The 12,847-nt window shown below is 68.7% G+C and carries 13 protein-coding genes and 1 pseudogene; 10 read left to right on the forward strand and 4 right to left on the reverse strand.

Annotated features, from left to right (window positions below; translation table 11 throughout):
• Positions 1-9 precede the first annotated feature (9 nt).
• From ABZ855_RS47505 to ABZ855_RS47535, 7 genes are all read left to right on the forward strand, one after another.
• A complete protein-coding gene (locus ABZ855_RS47505; protein ID WP_360820092.1) occupies positions 10-171 on the forward strand; it encodes an SDR family oxidoreductase in 162 nt (53 codons plus the stop codon).
• Between the two features lie 47 nt (positions 172-218).
• Entirely contained in the window at positions 219-899 is a 681-nt protein-coding gene (locus ABZ855_RS47510; protein ID WP_360820063.1) for a TetR/AcrR family transcriptional regulator, read from the forward strand.
• 221 nt (positions 900-1,120) lie between these two features.
• Positions 1,121-2,035, forward strand: coding sequence for an alpha/beta hydrolase (locus ABZ855_RS47515; RefSeq protein ID WP_360820066.1), 915 nt, complete (start codon positions 1,121-1,123; stop codon positions 2,033-2,035).
• Positions 2,036-2,422: 387 nt separating this feature from the next.
• Positions 2,423-3,577, forward strand: coding sequence for an XdhC/CoxI family protein (locus tag ABZ855_RS47520; protein ID WP_360820095.1), 1,155 nt, complete (start codon positions 2,423-2,425; stop codon positions 3,575-3,577).
• 83 nt (positions 3,578-3,660) lie between these two features.
• Complete coding sequence (locus tag ABZ855_RS47525) at positions 3,661-4,302, forward strand: (2Fe-2S)-binding protein (RefSeq protein WP_360820069.1); 642 nt, start codon at positions 3,661-3,663, stop codon at positions 4,300-4,302.
• Positions 4,303-4,314: 12 nt separating this feature from the next.
• The gene (locus ABZ855_RS47530; protein ID WP_360820072.1) at positions 4,315-5,295 is read left to right on the forward strand and encodes a xanthine dehydrogenase family protein subunit M; all 981 of its coding nucleotides are present in this window, start codon (positions 4,315-4,317) and stop codon (positions 5,293-5,295) included.
• Positions 5,292-7,481, forward strand: coding sequence for a xanthine dehydrogenase family protein molybdopterin-binding subunit (locus ABZ855_RS47535; protein ID WP_360820074.1), 2,190 nt, complete (start codon positions 5,292-5,294; stop codon positions 7,479-7,481). The genes ABZ855_RS47530 and ABZ855_RS47535 overlap by 4 nt, the downstream gene beginning before the upstream one ends.
• 281 nt (positions 7,482-7,762) lie before the next feature.
• Here ABZ855_RS47535 and ABZ855_RS47540 read toward each other — a convergent pair.
• Together ABZ855_RS47540 and ABZ855_RS47545 are read right to left on the reverse strand one after the other, a co-directional pair.
• Positions 7,763-7,951 (reverse strand): annotated as a pseudogene (locus tag ABZ855_RS47540) (IS630 family transposase); the annotation flags it as partial.
• A 28-nt stretch (positions 7,952-7,979) separates the two neighbouring features.
• A complete protein-coding gene (locus tag ABZ855_RS47545; RefSeq protein WP_360820077.1) occupies positions 7,980-8,417 on the reverse strand; it encodes a helix-turn-helix domain-containing protein in 438 nt (145 codons plus the stop codon).
• Positions 8,418-8,809: 392 nt separating this feature from the next.
• Between ABZ855_RS47545 and ABZ855_RS47550 the strand changes: the two genes are divergently transcribed.
• Positions 8,810-9,412 carry an isochorismatase family cysteine hydrolase gene (locus tag ABZ855_RS47550; RefSeq protein WP_360820079.1) on the forward strand — a complete coding sequence of 201 codons (603 nt, stop codon included), beginning with the start codon at positions 8,810-8,812 and terminating at the stop codon, positions 9,410-9,412.
• Positions 9,413-9,911: 499 nt separating this feature from the next.
• Positions 9,912-10,493 carry a nuclear transport factor 2 family protein gene (locus tag ABZ855_RS47555; RefSeq protein WP_360820082.1) on the forward strand — a complete coding sequence of 194 codons (582 nt, stop codon included), beginning with the start codon at positions 9,912-9,914 and terminating at the stop codon, positions 10,491-10,493.
• Positions 10,494-10,540: 47 nt separating this feature from the next.
• Here ABZ855_RS47555 and ABZ855_RS47560 read toward each other — a convergent pair whose 3' ends face one another.
• Together ABZ855_RS47560 and ABZ855_RS47565 are read right to left on the reverse strand one after the other, a co-directional pair.
• Positions 10,541-10,978: a transposase gene (locus tag ABZ855_RS47560; protein WP_360820084.1), complete on the reverse strand. Its 438-nt coding sequence runs from the start codon at positions 10,976-10,978 to the stop codon at positions 10,541-10,543.
• 18 nt (positions 10,979-10,996) lie between these two features.
• Positions 10,997-11,638 (reverse strand): TetR/AcrR family transcriptional regulator, encoded by a 642-nt coding sequence (locus ABZ855_RS47565; RefSeq protein WP_360820087.1) that lies wholly within the window; start codon positions 11,636-11,638, stop codon positions 10,997-10,999.
• 147 nt (positions 11,639-11,785) lie between these two features.
• Here ABZ855_RS47565 and ABZ855_RS47570 point away from each other — a divergent pair, with 147 nt between their 5' ends.
• On the forward strand, positions 11,786-12,697 hold the full coding sequence (locus tag ABZ855_RS47570) for an SDR family oxidoreductase (protein ID WP_360820090.1): 912 nt from the start codon (positions 11,786-11,788) through the stop codon (positions 12,695-12,697).
• The last annotated feature ends 150 nt before the right edge of the window (positions 12,698-12,847 follow it).

A 12,847-nucleotide genomic window follows, 5' to 3' on the forward strand; every position in this document is an offset into this window, starting at 1 on the left:
GACCCCGCGATCCAGGCAGCCGTCCTCGAAGGCATCAGCGCCGGCATCCCGCTGGGCCGCATGGGCATGCCCGAGGAAGTCGCCGAAGCCGTCGTCTACCTGGCCTCCGACACCTCCGCCTTCGCCGTCGGCCAGGACCTCATCCTGGACGGAGGCCAGACCGTCCTCTGACAGCAAGAACACGGCCGGAAGACGGGCGAGGGACGAGAGGCACAGGCATGTCGGTGGAGGACCGGGCACAAACCGGTGGCGGCACATGCCAGGCCGGGTATCACGCACAGATCAAGGAAGAGAACCGGGCGCGCATCATCCGCGCGGCCCGCGACCTCTTCCTGGCCCGGGGCTACGACAAGACCTCCCTCGCCCAGATCGCCAAGCAGGCCCGCGTCTCCACCGGCACCCTCTTCAAGCGCTACCCCACCAAGGCCGCACTGTTCGCGGCCGTCACCTCCGAGCAATGGCAGCTGGACGTGGAGTACGCCGCACCACCCCGTGACCCCCGACACGGCCTGGACCACATCGGCCGCGACTACGCCTGCCTGGTCTCGCGGCCCGGCACAGCGGCGCTGTGCCGCCTCATCATCACCGAACTCCCCCAGATGCCGGAACTCGCCGACATCCTCGCCACCGGCTTCGCCATCGACCGCGGACCCTTCTTCGACCGCCTCCGCGACTACCTGGAAGCCGAAGCACAAGCCGGCACCCTCGACTTCCGCACGGCCGACGGGCAACCGATGTCGGCGTCCGCCGTGGCCGAACAGTTCCTCGGCATGATCTGCGCCCAGCTCCTGTGGCCCCAACTCGTACGCACCGACTTCATCCCACCCAACCCCACCGACACCGCCATCGTCGACGAAGCCGTCACCCTCATGCTCACCCGCTACAGCGCCCAATCCTGAACCCCACACCGCCACTTCACACCGCCACACCCCCCCATGCGTCCCTACCGGGACAGGTGCACACACCCTCCCGGCACCGCCGGCGGGCACTCCAACGCCACGCCCGAGTGGCGTGAGCACCGACAAGTGATCGACGCAATCCTCCAGCACACGCGGACCCGGGGCGATTCCTGTCCCGCTGCGACGGTGCTGCCCTTCTTCTGAACCGATAGAGGTTTCCCATGTCCCGATCCCAGCGCGACGCCCTGGATGCCATGATCCGTTCCGCCCCCCGGAGCGAGACACCTCCCACTCTGGCGGAACAACGCAACGGATTCAGCGCAGCTTTCACCCGGCCCGCTCCGGAGGGCGTGGCCACCCGCAGGACCGTTCTAGGCGGGCGGCCGGCCCTGGAGCTGGAGCCAGCCGAAGCCTCCGGTCCTGGCCGGCTGCTCTACCTGCACGGCGGCGGCTACGTCGTCGGCTCACCCGAGACCCACGAAGGGCTGGTCGGTGAACTGGCCCGCCGCGCGGGCCTGCGGGCGCTGTCGGTGGACTACCGGCTGGCTCCCGAACATCACTTCCCGGCGGCCGTCGACGACGGGCTCGCGGCGTACCGCGAGCTGCTGGACGCGGGCACCGACCCACGCGACCTCGTCGTGGCCGGTGACTCCGCCGGCGGCGGCCTGAGCATCGCCACGCTCCTCGCCGCCCGGGACGCCGGGCTGCCGCAACCAGCGGCCGTGGTCGTCTTCTCCCCGTGGGTCGACCTCACCCTCGCCGGCGAAAGCATGCGTGCCAAGGACGGCGCCGACCCCCTCTTCATCGAGGCCGACCTGCACGCCCTCGCCGATCACTACGTCGGTGCGGGCGACCGGGCGCATCACCTGGCCAGCCCGGTGTTCGCCGACCTCACCGGGCTGCCTCCGTTGCTCGTGCAGGTCGGGGCGAACGAGGTGCTGCTCGACGACGCGGTCCGGCTGGCCGGCCGTGCGGGCGCCGACGACGTCGAGGTCACTCTCGAGGTCGGGCCCGGTCTCCCTCATGTCTTCCAGCTCCACTACGGCCGTCTCGACGAGGCGGACGCCGCGCTGGACCGCGCCGCCCGCTTCCTCACCACCCACCTGAGTGCGGAGCGGTCCCAGCCTGTCAACTGACGTCGGCGGCGGTGCCGGGATCGGTGGGACACGGGTGTCCAGTGGGGCGGGGTGATCGACATCGGCAGCGTGATGGGCCCGGGCCTGGCGATGGGCGAGGAGACCCTCGTCGACCCTCACACCGGACGGATCATGAATCCCGGCCTGGCCGAGTACCACGTGCCCGTGCACGCCAAGATCCCGCCGATCGACGCGTCCTTCCTGGACGACCCCCACCTGACCACACCGCTCGGCTTCCTCGGCGCGAGCGAGGTGGGCATCACCGGTGTCGGAGCGGCCGTGGACCAAGCGACCGGCAAGCGTGTGCGGGACCTGCCGATCGCGTCTGGACAAATTGCTCTGAGGCGACGGCGGTTCGGCTCATCCTTCCATCAGAGAGGCATGCACGTGCTGGACATCGCGGACGAGCTGAACCGGTGGCTCGAGGAAGGCCGGGACTTCGCCGTGGCCACCGTCGTGGCCGTCAGCGGCAGCGCACCGCGCGGACCCGGCGCCGCGCTCGCCGTCGACGCCGACGGCACCGCCATCGGCTCGGTCTCAGGCGGCTGCGTGGAAGGCGCGGTCTACGACTTGTGCACCCAGGCGCTCACCGACGGCCAGGCGGTGCGCGAGCGGTTCGGCTACAGCGACGAGGACGCCTTCGCCGTAGGACTCACCTGCGGCGGCGTCCTCGACATCCTGGTCACTCCCATACCCACCGACAGTCCCGACAGGAAGACCTTCCAGGCGGCACTGGCGGCCGTCGCGCAGGGCGAGGAGACGGCACTCGCCTGCGTGGTCCAAGGCCCGGCGCAGCTCCTCGGCCGAGCGCTGGCAGTCCGTCACGACGGATCCTACGAAGGTGACTTCGGCGGACATCCCGACCTGGACCACGCCGTCGTCACCGAAGCCCGCTCCCTGCTGCAGGCGGGCCACACCGGCACCTTCGACATCGCACGGGACGGATCCATCTGCGAGCCGGACCTGACCGTGCTGGTCGAGTCGAGCGTGCCGCCGCCCCGCATGCTCGTCTTCGGGGCGATCGACTTCGCCGCGGCACTGGTGCGTGTGGGCAAGTTCCTCGGCTACCACGTCACTGTCTGCGACGCCCGCCCCGTCTTCGCCACCCGCTCACGCTTCCCCGATGCCGACGACATCGTGGTCGACTGGCCCCACCGCTACCTGCGGCACACCCGGACCGACGAACGCACGGTGGTGTGCGTCCTCACCCACGACGCCAAGTTCGACGTACCCCTGCTGGAGACGGCCCTGCGCCTGCCCGCCGCCTACATCGGCGCGATGGGCTCCCGCCGCACCCACGCCGACCGCGACCGCAGACTCCGCGACATCGGCCTCACCGACGCCGAACTGACCCGCCTGCACTCACCCATCGGCCTCGATCTCGGCGCCCGCACGCCCGAGGAGACCGCCCTGTCCATCGCGGCCGAGATCATCGCCACCCGGCACGGCGGATCGGGCGTCCCCCTCACCGACACCCTGACCCCCATCCATCGCGACGCAGGACAGCCGGCCTTGTCGCCGGCCGTGGTGGGAGTCGGCTGAGGGCCGCCACCCATCTCCACGAGGGGCCGCACCACCGCGTGCCCGCGCTTCAACCATCCGTACCCCCACGAGGGAGAGTGGACATGTCCACCGAAGTTCCCGCCTCATCCTCATCTCCAGCAGCCGAGCCCGCCTCGGCGCCGACCCGGCGCACATTCATCGCGACGACCACCGTGGCCGGCGGGGTTGCCCTGGCCGGCGGCCTGGTCGCGGCTCCGCCCGCGCTCGGTGCCGAGGAAGCGGTGGCCGCCGCGGCGCCGCCCGGCAGTCGGGTCTCCCTGACGGTCAACGGCGTCCGGCGTACCGTCACGGTCGACAACCGCACCTCGCTCCTCGACCTGCTGCGCGAGCACCTGGACCTGACGGGCTCCAAGAAGGGCTGCAACGCCGGTGCCTGCGGGGCTTGTACGGTCCTGGTCGACGGACGCCGTGTCAATTCCTGTCTGACGCTGGCGGTGCGGTTGGAGGGTGCCGAGGTCACCACGATCGAGGGCCTGGCCGAGGGGGACCGACTGCACCCGCTCCAGCAGGCGTTCATCGACCAGGACGCCTTCCAGTGCGGCTACTGCACCTCCGGCCAGATCGTGTCCGGCGTCGGGTGCATTCAGGAAGGCCATGCCGACTCCACGGACGAGATCCGGGAGTGGATGAGCGGCAACCTGTGCCGCTGCGGCTGCTACGTGAAGATCGTGCGCGCGGTCGAGCAGACCGCCCGCGGGAAATGAGGCCCGGTCACCATGTATCCCTTCTCCTTCACGAAGGTTTCCGACACTCAGGGCGCGCTCAACGCCGGTCGCCGAGGCGGGCGTTACATAGCGGGCGGCACCACCCTGGTCGACCTGATGCGTGAGACCGTCGAACGCCCCGAGACGCTGGTCGACATCAGCGCCCTGCCCTTGCACGAGGTGACGGTCACCGAAGGCGGCGCTCTGCGGATCGGTGCGCTGGTGCGGATGGCCGAGGCCGCCGCCCACCCGAGCGTGCGCCTGACGTACCCGGTCGTCTCCCAGGCGCTGGAGCTGAGCGCGTCGCCGCAGCTGCGGAACATGGCCACCATCGGCGGCAACATCATGCAGCGCACCCGCTGCGCGTACTTCCGTGACGTGTCCGCGGCCTGCAACAAGCGTGAGCCGGGCTCCGGTTGTGCGGCCCGCGAGGGCGTCAACCGTACCCACGCGATCCTGGGCACGTCCGAATCCTGCGTGGCCACGCACCCTTCCGACGTCGCCGTGGCCTTCGCGGCGCTGGAGGCGAGCGTGCGCCTGCTGGGCCCGGACGGCGCACGCACCGTCGCGTTCGCCGACTTCCTGCTGCGACCCGGCAGCACTCCGAACCGCGAACAGGCCCTGCGGAAGGGTGAGTTGATCACCGCTGTGGAGATTCCGGCCCATCCGCGCCCGCTGAGATCCGGTTATCTGAAGGTGCGTGACCGGCAGTCGTACGAGTTCGCCCTGACGTCGGCGGCTGTCGCGCTGCACATCCGCGGTGGTGTGATCCGCGAGGCGAAGGTGGCCGCCGGAGGCGTGGGAACCGTGCCGTGGAAGCTGCCCGCCGTAGAACAGCACCTCATCGGCGAGCGGCCCTCGAAGGTCCTGTGGGCCGAGGCGGCCGAGAAGGCGGCGGACGGAGCCCACCCTCTCCAGCACAACGGTTTCAAGGTCGAGTTGCTCAAGCGCACCGTCGAACGTCAGCTGCGCACCGTAGGAGGCACCAAGTGAGCCAGCCACAGGCAGCCGTCGGCGCGTCGGTCGCCCGGGTCGACGCACGGCTGAGGGTCACCGGCGGGTCGAAGTACGCCGCCGACAACAGCCCCGACGGGGTCGTGCACGCGGTCCTCGTCGACAGCACCGTCGGCCGCGGCCGCATCACCGGTATCGACGCCCGCGCCGCCGAAGCCCAGAGCGGCGTTGTGAAGGTGATCAGCCACCTCAACGCGCCCAAGCTTCCGCCCGTGGAAGGGGGATACCCGCCGGGTGTGCCACTGCGGGCCTTCCAGGACGACCGGGTCCGGTACTTCGGACAGGCCGTCGCGGTCGTGGTGGCGACCACGCTGGAGGTGGCCCAGCACGCCGCGAGCCTGGTGAAGGTCTCCTACGACGCCGAGCCTGTCTCGACCGACATCGCCGCCGCCGAATCCGGGGGCAATCCCGAGACCTATGCGCGCGGCGACGCGGACAAGGCCCTGGAGGCCGCCGACGTCAAGCTGGACCTGGCGTACAAGACGGCCCGCAACCACCACAACGCAATAGAGGCGTTCGGCGTCGTCGCCCGCTGGGACGGTGACCGGCTCACCGTCTGGGACAAGACCCAGTGGGTGCTCGGCGCCGTGATGACCATGGCCGCCGAGTTCGGCATGGAGCAGGAAAAGGTCCGTGTCATCTCGCCGGTCGTCGGCGGCGGCTTCGGCAGCGCGGGGCGGACCTGGGTGCACTCCGTCATCGCGGCCATGGCCGCCCGCGAGGTCGAACGTCCCGTGAAACTCGCGCTCACCCGCAAGCAGACGTACGCCGGTGTGGGATACCGGCCCGCCTACGAGTACGCGCTGCGCCTCGGCAGCGACCGACGTGGCCGCCTGACCGCGTCGACGCACGACGTCCGTAGCGAGACCTCCCGCTACGAAACGTACACCGAGAGCGTTCTCGTTCCCGGCCGGATGCTCTACAGCACGCCCAACGTCCGCCAGGTGTACGGGACCGTGCCGCTGGACGTGAGCACATCGTTCTTCATGCGCGGCCCCGGGTACTCCATCGGCGCCTTCGCCGTCGAGACGGCGGTGGACGAACTCGCCCACGGCCTGGGCATCGACCCGATCGAACTGCGGCTGCGCAACGAACCCGCCGAGGACGAGTCCACCAAGCTGCCGTTCTCCACCCGCCGCCTGCGCGACTGTTACACCACCGGCGCCCGCGAGTTCGGCTGGCACCGGCGCAGCCCGAAGCCCCGTTCGACGCGCGACGGTGACTGGCTCATCGGTATGGGGATGGCCGCCGGTGTCTACGACACCCAGCGCGGCGAGGCCCAGGTGTCGGTCAGGCTGGATGCCGACGGCACCGCCCTGCTGCAGTCCGCCGCCAGTGACATGGGCCCCGGCACGGCCACCTCCATGACCCAGGTCGCCGCCGACGCCCTCGGCCTGACCATGCGCCAGGTGACCTTCCGGCTCGGCGACTCCCTCATGCCGCCGGCCACCGGGCACTTCGGTTCGCGGACCATGGCCAGTGTCGGCTCCGCCGTCCAGGATGGCTGCGACAAGCTGCGGGGGCAGGCCATCGCGCTCGCGGTCGGCGACGAAGCATCACCGCTGCACGGGGTCGATCCCGCCGACGTCGTGGTACGCGGCGGCCGGCTGTACGCCAAGGACAACCCCGCGCGCGGGGAGACCTACCGGCAGCTGTTGGACCGCAACAACCGCACCCACCTCGAAGCGCTCGGCTCGTACGCCGGCGCGCCGCAGACGGAGAGGTACTCCCTGTACGCCTACGCCGCGACCTTCGCGGAAGTGGCCGTCGACGCAAGGCTCGGCCTGGTACGGGTGCGGCGCATGCTCGGCGTGTACGACGCCGCCCGCATCATCAGCCCGAAGCTCGCCGACAGCCAGGCCCTCGGAGCCATGGTCGGCGGCATCGGCCAGGCCCTCCTGGAGCACACGGTCACCGACCACCGCGACGGCCGGATCGTCAACGCCAACCTCGCCGACTACCTCGTACCGGTCCACGCCGACATCCCCACCGACCTGAAGGCCATCTACATCGACGGGGAGGACTACAAAGCCGACCCGATCGGCGTCAAGGGACTTGGCGAGATCGTCATGATCGGCGTGGCCCCCGCCATCGCCAACGCGGTCTTCAACGCCACCGGCCGCCGGATCCGCGAACTGCCCATCACCCCCGAAGCCCTGCTCTGATCGGCGCTCGGGCCGATCCAACCGCCGGGCGACGAGGCCGGCCGCCGTGTCCCCTCCCCCAGGGGCGCGGTGGCGGCCGCACACGCGTCCGGCGCATGGTGGCCGGTCGTTCTCCAGGCTCCTCTGAGTGGTTGTTGCGGACTGTGGTGGAGCAGTGGCGGACATCGGTCTGCGCGGATTCGACCTGGCGGGCCTGGTTTGACCAGAACGTGGACGCTGGAGAACGTGCCGCAACGGATCGACTGCCGGGTGATGATCCCGAACCAGGTCTCGATCTGGTTCAACCAGAAGGAGCCGACGGGGGTGAAATGGAAGTGGACATGAGGGTTCTTCTCCAGCCACGCCTTCACGTCCGGGGTGGTGTGCGTGGACAGGTTGTCCTGCACGATATGAATGTCCTTGCCGGCGTGCGGATTCACCGCTTTCTTCAGAAGGCCAGGAAGTTCGCCCCGTTCCGGTTCGGCTTGCATTCGCCGAGTACCTCGCTGGTGGCGATATTCAGTGCGGGGAACAGGTTCGTGCACCTGCGTCTTCTCGTCGATGGACAGGACGACAGCGCCCCCGGGCGGGTCCAGGTACGACCCGACGATATCGGCGACCTGCTCCGCGAACGCCGGGCCTTTCGACAGTTTGAAGTTGCCCGACCGGTGCGGCTGCAGGTTTTCCTCCCGCCAGATACGGGCGACATAGTAAAAGGAGACCTTGATACCCTCGCGCCGCTTCAGATGATCGGCCAGCGTGCGCACCCGATTCCGGCGGCGAAGTGCCCCCGCGCTTCCTTTCCACCAGGCCCGCAACTCCGTGTTCCTCGTACCGGACCCTGGTGCGGTCCACCGTCCGGGCGGACACCCCCGCAAGTTCGGCGATGTCCTTACGGCGGCGGCCCTCGCCCACCCACAACACGATGCGGGCCCGCACGGCCACATCCGCCGTCACGTGCCGGTCCGCCGCCAACGTCCGCAATTCCGCGGCCTATTCCGAAGAGAGGTTCACGAGTGTCCAACGAGTCAAAGAGCTTCAGGTGACATGAACCGGATCACGAGACACCAGGAACTTCCACCCGCAATCCTCGCGAATTGCGGCCTTCCAACGAGGAGTCAACATGGGAACCTTCTCTGAGCCGTCAGCGTCTCGGTCATACGAGTCGGCGTGAGTGGTGATCGGTGTCTCACTGCACTGACGGAACGACTGTTTCCGGATAAAATTGCAACATGCGAGCCGCCGCACCCAACAAGCGGCACGCCTAGTCGCGATACTGGCCCGCTGAACGTCATACACGAAATTCAGCTCGGGCGACCGAAATACCATTCAACACGAGGAGTAATTCAATGAGTGAGCAGAGCACGAAGAAGAGCGCGCTGATCCTGATCGAGTACATGAACGACTGGCTCGCCCCCACCGGCACCATCAATGGGCAATTCCAGGACCGCGAGCAGGTCGACGCCGCTGTCGCCAACTCCAAGGAGGTCCTGGCCGAGGCGCGTCGCCAGAACATGGAAGTCATCCACGTGCGGATGGTGCTGGAGCCGACGTACCGAGCGCTCGGCGAAGCGAAGTACGGTCTGCGCAAGATGATGCGCGACTACAGCTCCTTCCTGGGCGAGCAGACGGAGTTCTTCCCCGGATTCGAGCCTCTCGCGGATGAGTACGTGATCAGCGAGCGCACCGGAGGCAGCAGCGCGTTCGCCGGCACCACGCTGGACAGCTACTTGCGCCACAACCAGATCCAGGACATCTATGTCATGGGTTTCGCGTTGCGGCAGTGCGTCGAATCGACCATGCGCAACGCTCATGACCTCGGCTACCACACCAATGTCATCTGGGATGCGTCCGCGGCGTTCACCAAGGAGCAGCAGACCTCGTTCGTGACCGACATCATCCCCTTCTACGCGAATGCGGTCACGACCCAGGAGTTCCTGAACCAGGACTGACAGCGCTCGTGCCCTGCTTCCCGTCGGTGGAGCAGGGCACGATTCCTTGCCGGGGCGCGATCGGCAGCCCTGTGACGTGCGCCGACGGTCCACTGACCGCGGCCGACATGATGGATGCGATCCTCGCCCTGGTCAGGCACTGAGTGCCGCTCGACTGCCCTGCTTGAACGAGCCGTCGATGAGCTCGGGGAGACCGCGGATCTTGCGGGGCTGGACCGCACGCACCGTGCGTTTCATCGCGCGCGAGGGAGCTGCTGTCGTACCCGGGTCGACCGGGCGAAGCTCACGCAGCGACGCCCCGTCCTGCCCCTCTGGACCTCACTACTCCGAAAACCACAGAACAGGAGATTGCCATGACAGGCGTCTGGACATCGGATCTCGCGCCGCCGCGTAGCGTCGCCGGATGCCCGAGGGGCAAGTGGCTCAGGTCGGCCCTGCCTCCTGAGAGCTCGCCGGGCGGGCGCGGCACGACATCGACAACGAAGACAGGTGCTCACCGATGACGAGTGACTCTCTCGCCCCGGACCTCAGGCGACTCATCGACCGGGAGGCCATCCGAGATGTGCTCAACCGGTACTGCCGATCAGTCGACAGGCTCGACCTGGACGAGCTCCGGCGCTGCTACCACCACGACGCCTATGACAATCACGGCGCCTACCAGGGCGACATCGACGGACTCATCGCTTGGATCGCTCACCGACACGAGACCATCCCGTACTCGCTGCACATCAGTGGGAACATCCTCATCGAGTTTGCAGGTGACGACCTGGCCCTGGTCGAGAGCTACAACTCAATCGTGCAGCACTACCCCGCTGACGCCAGGGCCTCCCTCCAACAGTTCCTCGGCGAGGGTGCCGTCAGGCCAGATGGGGCGCTCCACTTCATGACATGGGGTCGCTTCATCGATCGCATGCTCCGCCGAGACGGCGAGTGGAAGATCATCCGCCGCACGCTGGTCGCTGGTCCTACGGTCGTTCTGCCGACCGCCCGCCCCTTTGAGGCTCCGATGGGATGGGCGAGTGACAGGCGCGACGACCAGGACGTGCTGCACGCCGAACGTCGCGAGCTCGGGATCGGGTGACCGCAAGACGCTCGCTTCAGTTCTGAGACTTTCGCTTCGGGGTGACGTCATGGCGGTGTCCAGGTGAGGCCGGTCTCGGCTATGAAACCGTCGAGGAGGTCGGGCCGGTACTGCATCTTCTTCAGCCGGGTGCGGGTGAGGTCGGCGAGAGCGTCGACGGTGCAGGCGGCAAGGTTGCCGAGGTCGTTCTTCAGGTTCGCCCACACGCCTTCCGCCGGGTTCAGGTCCGGGGCGTAGGCCGGCACCCGGAAGACGGTCAGCCACCGCCTGCGGGCGGCCAGTAACTCGCGCATCAGCGCGTCCTTGTGCTGGGTGGAGTTGTCCCACACCAGCACAATCTTCCCGCCGAGCTGCTGGTGGGCGACATCCAGCAGCTCGGCGAAGTCCGCCTCTCTGAAACCGTTCTTCTCACCGCGCCGACCGGGATGGTGCACCAGTATCCGGTAGATCAGGCGGGTCCGCTCGTCCGGCTTCGCGAAGACCATCCCGGCCACCGAGACTGGTCAGGGCTGCTCGCCGATGGCTCGGCAGGCCGCGATGAACAGGGTGTGGCACACGTCGATCAGTTCCTCGACGGTGGCGTTCTGGTGGCCGAGTGTCCAGTCCACGAGGAGTTCGTTGACTCCGCCGACCAGGCTCATCGCGGTCAGGGTGAGCCGACTGGAGGAGGCTTCCGGGCCAGGGGGCGGTCCGACAATGGCGGCGACCATGGCGGCGAATTCGTGCAGGACCTCGCGGCGACGCACTTCGAGGCGGGGGCTGGCGCCGACGACCTCGATGAGAACCAGGCGGGCCATGCGGGCGTCGCCGGTCAGTGTGCGGATGAAGGCATCGAGGGCGGCGCGCAGCTGGGCGTCGACATCGGGGGCGGCAGCGGCTGCGGCCTGCGCGGTTTCGGCGCTGATCATAGTAATCAGGTCGTTGTAGACCCCGGCGAGAAGGTCTTCGCGGTCGCGGAACGACTCGTAGAAGTAGCGCTCGGTCAGTCCGGCGTGCGAGCACACCTGCTTGACGGACGCTGAGGCGTATCCGGCCGTGCCGAACAGGTCGAGGCCCGCCTGGATGAGACGGGCGCGGCGCTCCTGCTGCCGTTCCGCCGCGTCGCGCCCTCCGTAGCGCCGCCCGGCGGTCTGTGTGCCGGTCATGTTTTCCCTTCGCAGGGGTGTTGACACCGGTGTGGCCTGAACTGACACTCTAGCTTGTCAGTTCATCTGACACGACTTCGTGTCAGACGTGCCACCGACTGCCGCTCGTTATTCCGCTCATGCTCAGGGCAAGGAAGGGGCTCGACCGTGGCAGCACCGCCCAGGGACCCGTACACGTTCAGCCGAAGAGACCGCGACAGGCTCGCCCGCACACAACCGCTGACCGGCAAAGTGATCGCGGTCACCGGGGCGGGGCGCGGAATCGGGCGTGCCGTCGCAGCCCGGCTCGCCGCGGCCGGAGCCGCCGTGGCGATCGGCGATCTCGACGCGGAGCTCGCCGTCGAGACGGCCGGTTCCATCGGCGCGCATCCCGGTGGCCGGCTGCTCGGGCTGTCTCTCGACGTCACCGACACACCTTCCTTCGAAGACTTCCTGCGCACCGTCGAGACCCGGCTCGGGCCGATCGACGTACTGATCAACAACGCCGGAATCATGTGGGTGGGCCCCTTCGAGGAGGAACCGGAGGCAGCCGCCCTGCGCCAGTTCGACGTCAACGTCCACGGCGTACAGAGGGGGATGAAACTCGTGATCCCGGGGATGCGGAAACGCGGTCGCGGCCACGTCGTGAACATCGCCTCCGCCGCCAGCAAGGTCGCCCCGGCCGGCGAGGCGACCTACGCGGCGACGAAGCACGCCGTCCACGGCTACAGCACCGCCGTCCGCACCGAACTTCGGGGCACCGGCGTGCACGTGTCCCTGGTGATGCCCGGCGTCGTGGAGACCGAGCTGGCCGTGGGCACCGCGTCCGGCCGCACCCCACGCCTGACGACAGATCAGGTGGCCGACGCGGTGCTCGACGTCGTGCTGCGCCCGCGGTTCGAGGTCTTCGTTCCACGCCAGATAGCCGCCCTGACCCGGCTGGCCGCGCTGCTGCCGGGCCGTGCCCGCGACGCCCTGCATCACCTCCTTGTCCCCAACCAGCTCGCCGCCCTGTCCGACCGGTCGGTCCGCGCGGCCTACGAGCAGCGCACCCGCACCGTCCGCCATCCCGAGAGTTGAGCCCGTGACCACTACACCCAAGCCGACGTCCAGCGCGGAGGAGACCCAGGACGCCGCCGCTCCGCGTCCCATCCCCGAATTCGAAGGTGTCCACGACGTGTGGCCCCGCGGTGACCGGCTGCGCGCCGTGCGCAGTGCCGCGGCCGCCTA

Origin of the sequence: Streptomyces sp. NPDC047042 (genome assembly GCF_040644035.1) — a bacterium.
Taxonomy (GTDB): domain Bacteria; phylum Actinomycetota; class Actinomycetes; order Streptomycetales; family Streptomycetaceae; genus Streptomyces.

Coding starts and splice junctions, on each gene's coding strand:
- ABZ855_RS47515 (WP_360820066.1), top strand. CDS start 1,121: ATGTCCCGATCCCAGCGCGACGCCCTGGATGCCATGATCCGTTCCGCC.
- ABZ855_RS47560 (WP_360820084.1), bottom strand. CDS start 10,978: ATGGTCTTCGCGAAGCCGGACGAGCGGACCCGCCTGATCTACCGGATA.
- ABZ855_RS47555 (WP_360820082.1), top strand. CDS start 9,912: ATGACGAGTGACTCTCTCGCCCCGGACCTCAGGCGACTCATCGACCGG.
- ABZ855_RS47565 (WP_360820087.1), bottom strand. CDS start 11,638: ATGACCGGCACACAGACCGCCGGGCGGCGCTACGGAGGGCGCGACGCG.
- ABZ855_RS47510 (WP_360820063.1), top strand. CDS start 219: ATGTCGGTGGAGGACCGGGCACAAACCGGTGGCGGCACATGCCAGGCC.
- ABZ855_RS47525 (WP_360820069.1), top strand. CDS start 3,661: ATGTCCACCGAAGTTCCCGCCTCATCCTCATCTCCAGCAGCCGAGCCC.
- ABZ855_RS47530 (WP_360820072.1), top strand. CDS start 4,315: ATGTATCCCTTCTCCTTCACGAAGGTTTCCGACACTCAGGGCGCGCTC.
- ABZ855_RS47550 (WP_360820079.1), top strand. CDS start 8,810: ATGAGTGAGCAGAGCACGAAGAAGAGCGCGCTGATCCTGATCGAGTAC.